At 66.1% G+C, this 15673-nt stretch carries 10 protein-coding genes; 9 read left to right on the top strand and 1 reads right to left on the bottom strand.

Annotation, left to right across the window (positions count from 1 at the left end):
- Positions 1–142 precede the first annotated feature (142 nt).
- The 6 genes from FHS82_RS16345 (at position 143) to hisN (ending at position 6664) form a co-directional block, all read left to right on the top strand.
- Positions 143–1432 (top strand): SGNH/GDSL hydrolase family protein, encoded by a 1290-nt coding sequence (locus tag FHS82_RS16345; RefSeq protein ID WP_166954753.1) that lies wholly within the window; start codon positions 143–145, stop codon positions 1430–1432.
- 457 nt (positions 1433–1889) lie between these two features.
- Positions 1890–2021 carry an aa3-type cytochrome c oxidase subunit IV gene (locus FHS82_RS16340; protein ID WP_343042599.1) on the top strand — a complete coding sequence of 44 codons (132 nt, stop codon included), beginning with the start codon at positions 1890–1892 and terminating at the stop codon, positions 2019–2021.
- A 372-nt stretch (positions 2022–2393) separates the two neighbouring features.
- On the top strand, positions 2394–3530 hold the full coding sequence (locus tag FHS82_RS16335) for a Re/Si-specific NAD(P)(+) transhydrogenase subunit alpha (protein WP_166954749.1): 1137 nt from the start codon (positions 2394–2396) through the stop codon (positions 3528–3530).
- Between the two features lie 28 nt (positions 3531–3558).
- Positions 3559–4020, top strand: coding sequence for a proton-translocating transhydrogenase family protein (locus FHS82_RS16330; RefSeq protein ID WP_166954747.1), 462 nt, complete (start codon positions 3559–3561; stop codon positions 4018–4020).
- Between the two features lie 5 nt (positions 4021–4025).
- Positions 4026–5429: an NAD(P)(+) transhydrogenase (Re/Si-specific) subunit beta gene (locus FHS82_RS16325; protein ID WP_166954745.1), complete on the top strand. Its 1404-nt coding sequence runs from the start codon at positions 4026–4028 to the stop codon at positions 5427–5429.
- A gap of 455 nt (positions 5430–5884) precedes the next feature.
- Positions 5885–6664, top strand: a complete 780-nt coding sequence (hisN, locus tag FHS82_RS16320) for a histidinol-phosphatase (RefSeq protein WP_166954857.1) — start codon at positions 5885–5887, stop codon at positions 6662–6664.
- 45 nt (positions 6665–6709) lie between these two features.
- On the opposite strand, the gene FHS82_RS16315 is transcribed toward hisN, so the two are convergent.
- Positions 6710–7759, bottom strand: a complete 1050-nt coding sequence (locus FHS82_RS16315; RefSeq protein WP_166954743.1) for an alpha/beta fold hydrolase — start codon at positions 7757–7759, stop codon at positions 6710–6712.
- A 165-nt stretch (positions 7760–7924) separates the two neighbouring features.
- Between FHS82_RS16315 and FHS82_RS16310 the strand changes: the two genes are divergently transcribed.
- The 3 genes from FHS82_RS16310 (at position 7925) to FHS82_RS16300 (ending at position 15340) form a co-directional block, all read left to right on the top strand.
- The gene (locus tag FHS82_RS16310) at positions 7925–8452 is read left to right on the top strand and encodes an Hsp20 family protein (RefSeq protein ID WP_166954741.1); all 528 of its coding nucleotides are present in this window, start codon (positions 7925–7927) and stop codon (positions 8450–8452) included.
- Between the two features lie 685 nt (positions 8453–9137).
- Complete coding sequence (gene gltB, locus FHS82_RS16305; protein WP_166954739.1) at positions 9138–13901, top strand: glutamate synthase large subunit; 4764 nt, start codon at positions 9138–9140, stop codon at positions 13899–13901.
- A gap of 11 nt (positions 13902–13912) precedes the next feature.
- Positions 13913–15340 (top strand): glutamate synthase subunit beta, encoded by a 1428-nt coding sequence (locus FHS82_RS16300; RefSeq protein ID WP_166954737.1) that lies wholly within the window; start codon positions 13913–13915, stop codon positions 15338–15340.
- The last annotated feature ends 333 nt before the right edge of the window (positions 15341–15673 follow it).

Here is a 15673-nt window from a genome sequence, read left to right as displayed (position 1 = left end):
GGGCGACGCGAGACTCGTCGCCGTTTCTGCCCTATGATGCAAAGGTATGAACCCATGCCGCTTGTCGCGAAGACAAGCGGCGACCTGTCATTCCGTGTGAAGCATCATGCCGTCGCGTCGAAACGGATCAACCGGGAGCGGATTGCTGCGCATTATCGCGGCGATCACAGGCGTCGGCCTTGTTCTGGGCGCGGCGCAGGCGCCGCTCCATGCTGCGTCCGACCCGCTGACGCGCTTCCTCGACAGCATTTTCAAGAAGGAACAGCAGCCTGCGCAGCCGCCTGCCGCCCGTAGCGTGAGGCAGAAGCCCACCCGCCCGCCAGCGCCCGCGCAGGCGCGGAAGGTGCCGCGCAAACCCCGCCCCGCGACCGTGATCGTGCGTGATGCGCAGCAGAAGCGGGAAGCGAACACGTTCATCGCCGTGATCGGCGATTCTCTCGGTGAGGCGCTGGCCGGCGGCTTGCAGGAGGCGTTCGCCACCACGCGCGAGATCGCCGTTGTCAGCCGCGCCGGCGCGGAGACGAGCCTGACGCGCGCCACCCTGCCCGACTGGGCCTTCCTGATGCGCGATTACAGCCGCGAGGGCATGCCGGCGCCGCAGCCCATAACGGTCGGCGTTGTGCTCCTCGGGGCCGAGCCGCCGCGCAGCCTGATGGACGGCGAGGTCGAGGTGCCCTTCGAGTCGGCGCGCTGGAAGGAGCTGATGTCCGGGCGCATCGATTCGCTGATTCGCACCTTCGCCGACCGCGACCTTCCGCTGATCTGGGTCGGCCTGCCGCCGATGAAGAACGAGGCGCACTCCGACGCCGCCAGCGCCCTCAACGCGCTCTACCGGGAGGAGGTGCTGAAGGCGGGCGGCGTATTCGTGGATATCTGGGCCGGATTTTCCAACGATGAGAAGGAGTTCACCGCCAACGGGCCTGATGTCCGCGGGCAGACGGCACAATTGCGCAACGGCGACGGCGTCGGCCTCACGAAGGCCGGCGGGCGCAAGGCGGCGCATTTTGTCGAGCTGGAGATCCGCCGGCTCCTGCAGGCGCGCGGGCTGTCGACGGTCATCGCCGCCACCCCGGCCGAGACGAGCCCGCAGGCCGAGGCGGATCAGGAAGGGGCATTGCTCTCGCTGCCCGACATGCCGGTGCCGGTCGTCATTCCCGTCAAGCCGGCCGCCGGGCCGATCCTGCCGCTCGCCAGCCTGCAGTCCGCGCCGGACGGGCAGTTGCTGACCCAACGCCCCGTCCTGAAAGGCGACGCCGCTGTGCTCGTGCACCGCGTCTACGGCGAGGGCCGCGCGCCGGAACCCGTAGCCGGGCGGGCCGACGATTTTTCCTGGCCGCCTCCGGAGCGCCCGCTCAACGCCAGCTTTGAAGCATCCCCCACGCCCGACGGAACGGGCACAACCGTGCAGACCGCGACCGTATCCGCGCAATAGACAGGCCAAGGCCATGAAAAAACCCGTCCTGTCGTACAGGACGGGTTCCTTGCACCTCGTGGCGGGTGCTATTCAGACGAGCGTCGCGGTGACGCTTTTTGCCGCCTACCCTTTGACGGGCGTTTCTTCCCTAGACCTGGACCGCTTCACGGAACGATGCGCGGTTTTTGTATTGTCCGTCTATCCAGGACCGGACCCTTACAGGCGACCATTCTTGGATGGCCATAGTTGCGCACGAAACTTCACCGAACGCAAGAGGGGATTTTCAAGCGGGTGCGGCAAAACGCATCGAACCATTTGCCAGCAAGGAATAGTATCAGTCGAAAAAACTCCTGTGCGTAACATCGCGTAGCCCTTGATCCGCCCAAAATAAACCAAACTGGTTTGACACCATTGCAAGAGCGCGCGCCTTGAGGTACGACCTCAAGCTGAGGATCGGATGGGGAGGAGTGGCGCCGTGGCGAATGATATTGTCGAGATGGACTATCGGGAGCACGAACGCACCTATGCGGGCTTCATGCGCCTAGCGAAGATCGGCGGCGGCGCCATCATCGCCGTGCTGGTCCTGATGGCGATCTTCCTGCTGTGATCGCCGGGCGGTTTGGGTGCGAATGGACCGGCCTCCACCGCCGGGTCCCGGCAAGGCAGGCGCCGCGCCCGCGCTGTCATCCGTCATTCGACCATAGCGGCAGATTGCCTTTTCCCTCGCCCGGAGCGGCCCGTCATGCGCGCCGTCGGCGCTTTCCGGAAGCTTCACAGCCAGATGCGTGTGCGGGCAACGTCCCGCGGGAGCGGCCGCTGCGCGCGATCGCTTGCAGGGCTGCGCGGAGCCCTGCCGCCTGAAACACCAGCCGCGCCGGCCCGTCACACGCCTGACATTCCGCCCATTCACGCATTGTAGCAATCAGAAAATCAGACCAACCAGATACATGCCGCCCTGTGCCGCTTCGGAGTGAATGCCATGCTGGTCGCCGTTCCCACAGAAACCCTGGCTGACGAAAGCCGTGTCGCCGCGACGCCCGAAACCGTCAAGAAATTCGTTGCGCTCGGCGCGACCGTACGGGTTCAGGCTGGTGCGGGGCTTGCCTCGGGTATTCCGGATGCCGATTACGAGGCTGCCGGCGCGACCGTCGCTGGCGATGCCGCCGCGGCGCTGGCGGGGGCGGATGTCGTCCTCAAGGTGCGCCGTCCGGCAGAGGCGGAAATCGGGCTGCTGAAGAACGGCGCCATCCTGATCGCGCAGCTCGACCCCTATGGTCATGAGGATGCGATCAGGGCGCTGGCGGAAGCCGGCATCATCGCCTTCGCCACGGAACTGACGCCGCGCATTACCCGCGCGCAGGTCATGGATGTGCTGTCGTCGCAGGCGAACCTTGCCGGCTATCGCGCGGTGATCGACGCCGCGGCGGAATATGGCCGGGCGCTGCCGATGATGATGACGGCCGCCGGCACCGTGCCGGCCGCGCGCGTGTTCGTGATGGGCGCGGGTGTCGCCGGCCTCCAGGCCATCGCCACGGCCCGGCGCCTCGGCGCCATCGTCACCGCCACGGACGTGCGCCCCGCTGCCAAGGAGCAGGTGGAATCGCTCGGCGCCAAGTTCATTGCCGTCGAGGACGAGGAATTCAAGCAGGCGGAGACCGCGGGCGGCTACGCGCGCGAGATGTCGGACGAGTACAAGCGCAAGCAGTCGGAACTCATCGCCTCCCACATCGCCAAGCAGGATATCGTGATCACGACGGCGCTGATTCCCGGCCGCGCCGCGCCGCGCCTGGTGTCGGACGCGATGGTGCGCTCGATGCGCCCCGGCTCCGTGATCGTCGATCTGGCGGTGGAGCGCGGCGGCAATGTCGAGGGCGCGAAGCCCGGCGAGGTTGCGGCCGTAGACGGCGTGAAGATCGTCGGCCACCTCAACGTGCCGGGCCGCCTCGCGGCGACCGCTTCCACGCTCTACTCGAAAAACCTGCTCGCCTTCGCCGAGCAGCTCATCGACAAACAGTCGAAGGCGATCGCCATCAACTGGGACGACGAGATCGTCAAAGCCACCGCGCTGACCCGCGACGGGGCCGTCATTCATCCCGCCTTCCAGCCGAAGGCTTAATTTCTCCTGATCTGAGAGGATGCGCGTCATGGCAACCCCCGTGGCAAACCTTTCGCCGGAACATACGCTTGAACAGGCCCGCTCGGCGGCGGACGCGGCGCGTGCCGCAGCCGACGCGGCACAGGTCTACGCAGATCAGGCCGCCGCCGCCATCGGCGCCATCGCCCACGGTGCAACGGGCGGCGCGGTGGACCCCACGGTGTTCCGCCTCGCCATTTTCGTGCTGGCGGTGTTCGTCGGCTACTACGTCGTCTGGTCGGTGACGCCGGCGCTGCACACGCCGCTGATGTCGGTAACCAACGCCATCTCGTCGGTGATCGTCGTCGGCGCCCTGCTGGCGGTGGGCGTCGAGGCCGCGCCCGCACTTGAGGGCGGCTCGGGCTGGGCGCGCCTCTTCGGTTTCATCGCGTTGATTCTCGCCTCGGTGAACATCTTCGGCGGCTTCCTCGTGACGCAGCGCATGCTCGCCATGTACAAGAAGAAGGGCTGATCGTCATGTCCGAAAACCTTGCGGCCCTTCTCTATCTCGTCGCGGGCGTCCTGTTCATCCTGGCGCTGCGCGGCCTCTCCTCCCCGGCGACATCGCGGCAGGGCAACCTCTACGGCATGATCGGCATGGCGCTCGCCATCGCGACGACGCTGGTCGGCCATCCGCCGGCCGACGGCTTCGCCTGGCTGCTGATCGTGCTCGGCATCGCCATCGGCGGCGGCGCGGGCGCGGTCATCGCGCGGCGCGTGCCGATGACGGCCATGCCCCAGCTCGTCGCCGCCTTCCACTCGCTCGTCGGCCTCGCCGCCGTGCTGGTGGCGGCCGGCGCGCTCTATGCGCCGCGCGCCTTCGGCATCGGCGCCCCCGGCGAAATTCACGGCGCAAGCCTGGTGGAAATGGGCCTCGGCCTTGCCATCGGCGCGATCACCTTCTCCGGCTCGGTCATCGCGTTCCTGAAACTCGACGGGCGCATGTCCGGCAAGCCGATCCTGCTGCCGAGCCGCCACGCCATCAACATCGCGCTCGCCGTGCTGCTGCTGGTGCTGTTCGTCGTCTTCGTGACGACGGAAAGCCACGTGGTGTTCTGGCTGATCGCGCTGGTGAGCTTCGCGCTCGGCTTCCTGCTGATCGTGCCCATCGGCGGCGCGGACATGCCGGTCGTGGTGTCGATGCTCAACTCCTACTCGGGCTGGGCGGCCGCCGGCATCGGCTTCACGCTCGGCAACCTCGCGCTGATCATCACGGGCGCCCTCGTCGGCTCGTCGGGTGCGATCCTGTCCTACATCATGTGCAAGGGCATGAACCGCTCGTTCATCTCGGTGATCCTCGGCGGCTTCGGCGGCGAGGCGGCCGCGGCGAGCGCCGGCGGGGCGGTGGAGAATCGCCCGGTCAAGCAGGGCTCGGCGGAAGACGCGGCCTTCCTGATGAAGAACGCGGGCAAGGTCATCATCGTGCCGGGCTACGGCATGGCGGTGGCGCAGGCCCAGCACGCGCTGCGCGAGATGGCCGACAAGCTGAAGGCGGAAGGCGTCGACGTGAAGTACGCCATCCACCCCGTCGCCGGCCGCATGCCCGGCCACATGAACGTGCTGCTGGCGGAAGCGAACGTGCCCTACGACGAGGTGTTCGAACTTGAGGACATCAACTCGGAATTCGCACAGGCCGATGTCGCCTTCGTGATCGGCGCCAACGACGTCACCAACCCGGCGGCGAAGAACGATCCGTCCTCTCCCATCTTCGGCATGCCCATCCTCGACGTGGAAAAGGCGAAGACGGTCCTGTTCTGCAAGCGCGGCATGGGGTCCGGCTACGCCGGCGTCGAGAACGAACTCTTCTTCCGCGACAACACGATGATGCTGTTCGGCGATGCGAAGAAGACGGTCGAAAGCATCCTGAAGTCGCTCGACTGAAAATTTAACGAAACGACCCCTGTCATTGCGTTAACGCAATGACAGGAACCCGTCCGCCCATAAAAAAGGACCGCACATTTGCATGCGCGGTCCAAGTCTAGGGAGGAAACGCCCAAGGAGGGCAGCGATAAGGCGACGCCATCGCCATATCGCACTGCAACAATATGCCACCGCGCTGCACAAAACACAAGACCGGCGAGCGGACTTTTTGCCGCTTGCCGGAACGATGAGGCTTTTCTCGGCGCAACCTGTTGGTTATCAAGGCGTTGTTGCGCGTCCGAATCTGTGCACAAGGCCCCCGCCGTCCCGTCCCGGGTGGCGGGGGCCTTGTGTTGCCTTCTCCGGAACGACTTCCTCATTCAAATGCTTCCATTTGGTGGGAAAGCGCTCTAGAGCAGCGGACGGACCATTCCAGGGAGCTTGTCTTGTCGTCCGATCCGCATATTTCCGACATCATGGCCTTTGCCGACAGGCTGGCCACCGCGTCTGCCGGCGTCACCCTGCCGCTGTTCCGCACCGCCCTGACGGCGGATAACAAGGCGGAGGACGGCGATTTCGACCCGGTGACGGATGCGGACCGCGAGGCCGAGTCCGTGATGCGCACGCTCATCCGCCAGACCTACCCCGATCACGGCATCGAGGGGGAAGAGCACGGCGGCGAGCGCCTCGACGCCGACTATGTCTGGGTGCTCGACCCGATCGACGGCACGCGCGCCTTCATCTCCGGCCTGCCGCTGTGGGGCACGCTGATCGGGCTGAAATACCGGGGCGCGCCCGTCTTCGGGCTGATGCATCAACCCTTTACGGACGAAACGTTCTCCGGCGCCGCGTTTCCGGCGGCAGCGCCGCTCACACTCTACCGGCGCGGGACGGCGAGCGGCACGCTGCGCACGCGCGAGTGCGCCGATCTCTCCTCGGCGACCATCTCCACCACCTCGCCGCGCATGTTCACGGGGACCAATCTTGAAGCCTACAACCGGGTGGAAGGCCAATGCCGCCTCGCCCGCTACGGCTATGACTGCTACGCCTACGCCATGGTAGCTGCCGGTCACGTCGATCTCGTCGTGGAAGCGGGGCTGAAGCCTTGCGACATCGTGGCGCTGGTGCCGGTCATCGAGGCAGCGGGCGGCGTTGTCACGAGCTGGACCGGAGGGCCGGTGACAGCGGGCGGCACGGCGGTGGCGGCCGGCGATCCCCGCGTTCACGAGGTGGCACTCGCCCTGCTCAACGGCTGATTGGGCGGCGGAGGGAAACCCGGGCTGCCCCGCTTCCTCGCCCGTTCAGGCGTCGGACTTGTTCAGAAAATGGTTGCCGTCGCCCGGCCTGATCTCGTCGCCGCCATCCACCAGCCCCTGCCCCGGCACGAAGGCGTCGAACGCCGCCCAGAAGACGGCGCGGATGTCGTCGTTCTCCATCAGGATCTCGTGTTTCGCGTAGGGCAGGACGACGGCGTTGCCCGCCTTCAACCGCGATCCGAATCGCTCCGTCGCCGGCGTGGAGACGATGCGGTCGGCGCCGGCAGCGACGACAAGCGCGGGCGTTGCAACCGAGAGCGCAAAACGCGGCACGGATAGTTGCGCCATGGCGCGGAAGGCGGCCGCGAGCCACCCCACCGTCGGATCGCCAACGGCCAGCCACGGCGCCTGCGCTATCACGGCCCGGATGCGGTCGAAACGGACGCGGTCGCTCGTCAACCGGTTGCCGACGAAGGGACGCATGACCGTCGCCGCACGCCTGCCGCCGGGAATGATGAGCCGAGACAGCCCGAGATTGCGCCCGACAGCGACGACGGCGGGGGCAAAGGAAGGGGCGATCGCGGGCGACAGCGCGATCATCGGCGCGATGGCGACGATGCGCGCGAAGTCGCCGCCATGCCCCTCCGTCGCGGCGCGTAGCAGCGCGATGGCCCCGCCCATGGAATGGCAAAGCGCGAAGCGCGGCAGATCAGGGAGCAAGGCTGCGACATCGGCCAGCACTGCGTCGAGATCATGCTGGTAGTCGGCGAAGTCGCGCACGTGGCCCGGTTGCACGGGTGTGCGGCCGCGTCGGCGCAGCAGGCGCTGCGAACCGCCCTGCCCTCGCCAGTCGAAGGCCACGACATGGAAGCCGCGCTGGCGCAGCTCGGCGACGACTTCGAAATACTTCTCGATGAACTCACCCCGCCCCTGCAGGATGATCACGACGCCGCGGCCGGGCGTTGCATCCCCGGCGGGCTGCCAGTGCGCGATGCGCAGGCGGACGCCGTCCACCGCCGTCACTTCCCGCACAGAGACGGAGGGCGGGATCGGGTTGTCGGGAATCGCGACGAGTTCCGGCAGTGCGCTTTTCATGTATCGACCCTGCGGCCATCCTCTTGAAAACGATCTTTGCCTGCCTACCTCAATAACCGGGCAGGCCAGCGCGGCTGCCTTGCGGCATCCGACGATCATACGGCCCGGCCATCGGCGGGTCCGATGTCGATGTCATATCATATCGCTTCAACAGGAGGATGTGTCATGCGTCATTTCGATCTTGCTCCGCTTTATCGCTCCACCGTCGGTTTCGACCGGCTGTTCTCGCTGCTCGATCAGGCCGCGGGTGGCGAAGCGGGGCCGAGCTACCCCCCCTATAACATCGAACGCACCGGCGAGACGAGTTACCGTATCTCGATCGCCGTCGCGGGCTTCACCGAGGACACGCTCGCCATCGAGGCCCGGGACAACACGCTGACCGTGCGCGGCGAAAAGAAGGCGCAGGCAGAAGAGAAGCCCGTCGACGTGCTCTACCAGGGCATCGCGTCGCGCGCCTTCGAGCGCCGCTTCCAGCTCGCCGACCATGTCCACGTGACAGGCGCGCTGCTGGAGAACGGCCTGCTTCACATCGATCTCGTGCGCGAGATTCCGGAAGCCAACAAGCCGCGCCTCATCCCGATCCGGGGCAGCAAGGCCGGCGAGGCCATCGTCGACAACACGCCGGCGCCGGCCGGCAATGCCGGGACGAACGGCCAAGGGGCAGGCCACGGCGCCGCGCGGCAGGCCGCCTGACATCAGGTCTACATGAGACAGACAGGGGGGCGCCTTCGGGCGCCCCTTTTTTGACTGCCGGCCCGCGAATGCATGATTCGCGCAATTAAATTTCCCTGATAGGCTTCCTGCAGACCACAAATTTCAGCAATACCGGTTTATCTCGCATTTTCGTGCAAAAAATACCATGATCGCCGCTTGTAACGGTTCGAGAAATCTGGCATTGTCCGCCTGAGATTAGGACAGCTTGACTGTCCCATTCTGAATTTTTGCCTTTTTCGGCGGTCAGGGGGAACCCGCCCCCGCCGGAAAGGTTTTTTGAATAGCGGCATGGCGGCGGGTTGGTCGCCGGCCGTTCTGAGGCTCGTTGGCTATCATGGCACGCATTATTGCAGTCCCGTTCGCTGTAGCCCCTTTCGAGACTGAACCCGCCGTCCGTAAAACGGATACGCGAGCGGGCGGGTAAGCGCGACCTTAGGCCGTGCCCCGCCCGACGCGCGCATGACGCAACGGGAGCGGGCACGGAGCAGGCGTGCCCGCTCCAGATAACCGGAACCTGCCAACGGATAATCTGACCGGTTCAGGCATCGGCCCTTCCCGATGATGGACCGGCCGACGCTGAATGCGGCGTGCCTTCCAGGCATGCCGCACGCTTTCCCGACCCCGATCCCAAGGAGGCCTTCCCGGCCGCGCACAGGAAGAAAAAATGAACGATTTCAATGAGAAGCATCATCATGGATTGCAGCCGTCGCAGCCGGTCGAGACCCGCGCCCGCGATATCGCCGCCGCAACGTCCATCGATAAAACGGCTTCCATTGAAAAAACGCCGTTCATTCGCCGCAGCCATGGCCTGCCGCAACCGCAAGGGCTCTACGACCCGCGCAACGAGCACGATGCCTGCGGCGTGGGCTTCGCGGCCAACATGCGCAACGAGCCCTCGCACGAGATCGTGCAGCACGGCCTCACCATCCTGAAGAACCTCGATCACCGCGGCGCCGTGGGCGCGGACCCGAAGGCCGGCGACGGCTGCGGCATGCTGGTGCAGATCCCGCACGCCTTCTTCCAGGCGGAGGCACAGAAGCTCGGCGTTACCCTGCCCGAGCCCGGCGACTATGCGGTGGGTCATCTGTTCATGCCCCGCGACGGGGAAGGCTTCCGCCTCGTCACCGATATCGTCGAGAAGGTCATTGCCGATGAGGGCCTGACGCTGCTCGGCTGGCGCGTGGTGCCGGTCGATCCCTCGGGCCTCGGCGAATCCGTGCGCCCGACCGAGCCGCAACAGCGCCAGATCATCGTGGGGCACGGCCCTGGCGTCGCCACGCATGAGGAGTTCGAGCGCCGGCTGTTCATCGCCCGCAAAGTCGTGTCGAACGCGGTCTACGACATGAAGGACCCGCGCACGGACGGCTATTATCCGGTGAGCCTGTCCTCGCGCACGCTCGTCTACAAGGGCATGCTGCTGGCCACGGGCCTCGGCGACTATTACCTCGATCTCAACGACCCGCGCTTCAAGAGCGCCATTTCGCTCGTTCACCAGCGCTTCGCCACCAACACGTTCCCCACCTGGTCGCTGGCGCATCCCTACCGGATGATGGCGCACAACGGCGAGATCAACACGCTGCGCGGCAATGTCAACTGGATGGCGGCGCGGCAGGCATCGGTTGATTCCGAACTCTTCGCCAACGACATCGCCAAGCTTTGGCCCATCTCGTACGAGGGCCAGTCCGACACCGCCTGCCTCGACAACGCGCTCGAATTCCTCGTGCGCGGCGGCTACCCGCTGGCCCACGCCATGATGATGCTGGTGCCGGAAGCCTGGGCCGGCAATCCGCTGATGGACGAGGAACGGCGCGCCTTCTACGAGTACCACGCCGCCCTCATGGAACCGTGGGATGGCCCGGCCGCGCTCGTGTTCACGGACGGACGCCAGATCGGCGCGACGCTGGACCGCAACGGCCTGCGCCCCACCCGCTATGTCGTCACGGACGACGGTCTTGTGGTCGGTGCGTCCGAAATGGGCGTGCTGGACATCCCGCAGGAAAAGATCGTCGAGAAGTGGCGGCTGCAGCCGGGCAAGATGCTGCTCATCGACCTCGAACAGGGCCGCATCGTGCCGGACGAGGAGGTGAAGCGCCTCTACGCCAGCGCCCATCCCTACCGCGAGTGGCTGGACCGCACGCAGCTCGTGCTGGAGGAGCTGCCGCCCGTGCAGGCGCGGGAGTCGCGCACGGACGTGAGCCTGCTCGACCGCCAGCAGGCGTTCGGCTACACCCAGGAGGACCTGAAGCTGGTGCTGCCGCCCATGGCCGTCACCGGGCAGGAAGCCGTGGGCTCCATGGGCAACGACGCGCCGATCTCCGTGCTGTCGCAGAAGTCCAAGCCGCTCTACAGCTATTTCAAGCAGAACTTCGCGCAGGTGACGAACCCGCCGATCGACCCGATCCGCGAGGAACTCGTCATGAGCCTCGTGTCCTTCATCGGCCCGCGCCCGAACATCCTGGACCTTGAAGGAACGTCGCGAAAGAAGCGCCTTGAGGTGCGCCAGCCGATCCTCACCAACGAGGACCTCGAAAAGATCCGCTGTATCGGCCACTACGAAGACCGCTTCGACACCAAGACGCTCGACATGACCTACCCGGCGCTGCAGGGCGCGGCCGGCATGGAGGGCGCGCTGGAGCGGCTGTGCGAGCGCGCCGAGGCGGCCGTCCACGGCGGCTACAACATCATCATCCTCTCCGACCGGCAGGTGGGGCCAGACCGCATCGCCATCCCGGCGCTGCTCTCGACGGCGGCCGTGCATCATCACCTGATCCGCAAGGGCCTGCGCACCTCGGTGGGGCTGGTGGTCGAATCGGGCGAGCCGCGCGAAATCCACCACTTCGCCTGTCTCGCGGGTTATGGCGCCGAGGCTATCAACCCCTATCTCGCATTCGATTCGCTGCTCTCCATGCACGAGGCGCTCGACTTCCCCGAGGAGGTTTCCGAGGACGAGATCGTGCACCGTTACATCAAGGCGGTGGACAAGGGGCTGCTCAAGGTGATGTCGAAGATGGGCATCTCGACCTATCAGTCCTATTGCGGCGCGCAGATTTTCGACGCTATCGGGCTTGGCAGCGCCTTCGTCAACCGTTACTTCTTCGGCACGGCGACCGGCATCGAGGGCATCGGCCTCGCGGAGATCGCGGAGGAGACGGTGCGCCGCCACCGCGCCGCCTTCGCCAACGTGCCGGTGCTTCGCCACGCGCTCGACGTGGGCGGCGACTACGGCTATCGCATCCGCGGTGAGGACCATGTCTGGACGCCGGACGCCGTCGCCGAGCTGCAGCACGCCGTGCGCCTCAACGTGCAGGACAGGTACCAGGCGTTCGCCGCGCGCATCAACGAGCAGGACAACCGCCTCACCACGATCCGCGGCCTCTTCCGCCTGAGGGGCGCGGTGGAGCAGGGCCGCAAGCCCGTGCTGCTCGAACTGGTCGAGCCGGCGTCGGAGATCGTGAAGCGCTTCTCGACGGGCGCGATGTCGTTCGGCTCCATCTCGCGCGAGGCGCACGAGACGCTGGCCATCGCGCTCAACAGCATCGGCGGCAAGTCGAACACCGGCGAGGGCGGTGAGGAGGCGGAGCGCTTCGTGCCGATGCCGGACGGACGCTCGCGCCGTTCCGCCATCAAGCAGGTGGCCTCCGGCCGCTTCGGCGTGACGGCGGAATATCTCGTCAATGCGGACATGATGCAGATCAAGGTGGCGCAGGGCGCGAAGCCCGGCGAGGGCGGCCAGCTGCCCGGCCACAAGGTCAACGCGGTCATCGCCCGCGTGCGCCATTCCACGCCGGGCGTCGGCCTCATCTCCCCGCCGCCGCACCACGACATCTACTCCATCGAGGATCTGGCGCAGCTCATCTTCGACCTGAAGAACGTCAACCCGACCGCCGACGTGTCGGTGAAGCTGGTGTCGGAAGCGGGCGTGGGCACCGTCGCGGCGGGCGTCGCCAAGGCGCGCGCGGATCACATCACGATTTCCGGCTATGAAGGCGGCACGGGCGCAAGCCCCCTCACCTCGCTGAAGCACGCCGGCTCCCCGTGGGAGCCAGGGCTTGCGGAAACGCAACAGACGCTGGTGCTGAACGGCCTGCGCAGCCGCGTGGTGCTGCAGGTCGACGGTGGCCTGCGTACCGGGCGGGACGTGATCGTCGGCGCGCTGCTGGGCGCGGACGAGTTCGGCTTCTCCACGGCGCCGCTGATCGCGGCCGGCTGCATCATGATGCGCAAGTGCCACCTCAACACCTGCCCCGTCGGCGTCGCGACGCAGGACCCGGTGCTGCGCAAGCGCTTCAAGGGGCTGCCGGAGCACGTCGTCAACTACTTCTTCTTCGTCGCGGAGGAGGTGCGCGGGCTGATGGCGGAAATGGGCTTCACCCGGTTTGAGGAACTCATCGGCCGTGCGGACCTCATCGACCAGCGCGAGGCCATGGCACACTGGAAGGCGAACGGGCTAGACTTCTCCCGCCTGCTGCACAAGCCCGAAACCGAGGGGCCGCTGCATCATACGGAGCGCCAGCACCACCCCATCGACAACGTGCTCGACCTCGGCCTGATCGAGGAGGCGCGCGAGGCTATAGAAACCCGCACACCCGTCGTGCTGGAGCGCGGCATCCGCAGCGTGGACCGCACCACGGGCGCCATGCTCTCGGGTGTCATCGCCAAGCGCTATGGCATGGAGGGCCTGCCGGACGACACCGTCACCGTGAAGCTCACGGGCACGGCCGGCCAGAGCTTCGGCGCCTTCCTCGCGGCGGGCGTCACGCTCGACCTCGAAGGCGAGGCGAACGACTACGTCGGCAAGGGCCTGTCGGGCGGCAAGATCATCGTCCGCCCCGCGCCCGGCATGCAGGCGCAGCCGGAGCGCGCCATCATCGCCGGCAACACCGTGCTCTATGGCGCGATCTCCGGGGAATGCTATCTGCGCGGCGTCGCGGGCGAGCGCTTCGCGGTGCGCAACTCGGGGGCGGTCGCCGTCGTCGAGGGCACCGGCGATCACGGCTGCGAGTATATGACGGGCGGCGTTGTCGTCGTGCTGGGCGAGACCGGCCGCAACTTCGCGGCCGGCATGTCGGGCGGCCTTGCCTATGTCCTGGACGAGGCCGGCACGTTCTCCCGCCGCTGCAACCTGTCCATGGTCGATCTCGAACCGGTGGAGGAAGAGGAGGATTTGCTGGAACGTCTGCACCACCATGGCGGCGATCTGGAAACCAAGGGCCGCATCGACATTCTGGCGAACATGTCCGGCCACGACGAAGAGCGGTTGATGCAGCTCATCGCCAACCACGTCCGCTACACCGGCTCCGCCCGCGGGCGCGCCATTCTCGACAACTGGCAGGATTACCGCACGAAATTCGTGAAGGTGATGCCGGTCGAGTATCGGCGTGCCATCCGCGAGATGGAACGGGCGCGCGTGTTGCAGGCTGCGGAGTAAGGGAGGCGACAATGGGCAAGGTGACAGGATTTCTCGAATACGACCGGCAGGAAGGCAAGTACGAGCCGGCCGGCGACCGGGTGCGCCATTTTCGCGAGTTCACGCTCCCCCTCGACGACAAGGACGTCGAGCGGCAGGCCGCGCGCTGCATGGATTGCGGCATCCCGTTCTGCCACGGCGACACGGGCTGCCCGGTCCACAACCAGATTCCGGACTGGAACGACCTCGTCTACCATCAGGACTGGAAGGAGGCGGCGCTCAATCTCCACTCCACCAACAACTTCCCGGAGTTCACCGGCCGCATCTGCCCCGCGCCCTGCGAGGAAGCCTGCACGCTGAACCTGGAAAACATGCCGGTGACGATCAAATCCATCGAGCAGACCATCGCCGACAAGGCGTGGGACGAAGGCTGGATCGTGCCAGAGATCGCGGACCGGCAAACGGACAAGAGGATCGCGGTCATCGGCTCGGGCCCGGCCGGGCTTGCGGCGGCGCAGCAGCTCGCGCGCGCCGGCCATGAGGTGCATGTCTTCGAGCGCGAGCCGAAGGCCGGCGGCCTGCTGCGCTATGGCATCCCGGACTTCAAGATGGAGAAGCACCATATCGACCGGCGCGTCGCGCAGATGGAGGCCGAGGGCGTGCGCTTCCACTACGGCGTCAATGTCGGTGTCACGCACCCGTTCGACGATCTGGTCGCCGGCTTCGACGCGGTGCTGCTGACGGGGGGCTCGGAAAAGCCGCGCGACCCGCAACTGCCGGGCACCAACCTCAAGGGCGTCTACTACGCGATGCCATACCTGATCCAGCAAAACCGGCGTAACGGCGATGAGGAACTGCCGGCGCAGGAGGAACCCATCCTGGCAACCGGCAAGCATGTGGTGGTGGTTGGCGGCGGCGACACGGCCTCCGACTGCGTCGGCACAGCCTTCCGGCAGGGCGCCCTGTCGGTCACGCAGCTCGACATCCGCCCCATGCCACCCCTGCATGAGGACAAGCTCGCCGTGTGGCCTTACTGGCCGACGAAGTTCCGCACCTCGTCGAGCCAGGCGGAAGGCGCCGAGCGCGAGTTCCAGGCGGCGACGCTCGGCCTTGAGGGCAAGAACGGGCTGGTGACGGGCGTGCGGTGCGCCCGCGTGGACGAGAAACGCAAGCCCATTCCCGGCAGCGAGTTCATCCGCCGGGCCGATCTCGTGTTCATCGCCATCGGCTTCGCCAGCCCCCTTCACGAAGGCATGCTCGAACAGGCGGGCGTGGCACTCGACCGGCGCGGCAACGTCGCCGCCGACACGCAGGCCTATCGCACATCGCGCGACAAGGTGTTCGCGGCAGGCGACATGCGGCGCGGCCAATCGCTCGTCGTTTGGGCGATCCGCGAGGGGCGTCAGGCGGCGCACGCCATCGATATGTTCCTGATGGGCGAAAGCCTGCTGCCACGCTGACCGGCGGCGACATCCGGACGGAATACCGGAACGGGCGGGATGGCGGGAGACGCCATCCCGCCCGTTGTCATGAGGAGCGGCAGCTTCCTTGGAGCGGGCAAAGCCAGCAGCGGACTCAGGCTGTCCAGTCTCGCGGACGGCGTTAAGAAAAACGCCAAGGGGCTGCCATCATGCCAAAAATATACTTACATAAAATTTGTATTTTTCTGTTTTATAAGAAAAAATATTGTATATACCCATCGTTATTTAAAAGATATTTATTCAGAATTTCTTTTGATATCAAAGTATTATTTTAAATAATATTTCAATTTTGCATCTTGATTGGCGATTTAT

Origin of the sequence: Pseudochelatococcus lubricantis (genome assembly GCF_011762225.1) — a bacterium.
Lineage (GTDB): Bacteria > Pseudomonadota > Alphaproteobacteria > Rhizobiales > Beijerinckiaceae > Pseudochelatococcus > Pseudochelatococcus lubricantis.
The sequence above is the reverse complement of the archived record's forward strand: the minus strand, read 5'-3'. Positions and strand labels throughout refer to the sequence as shown.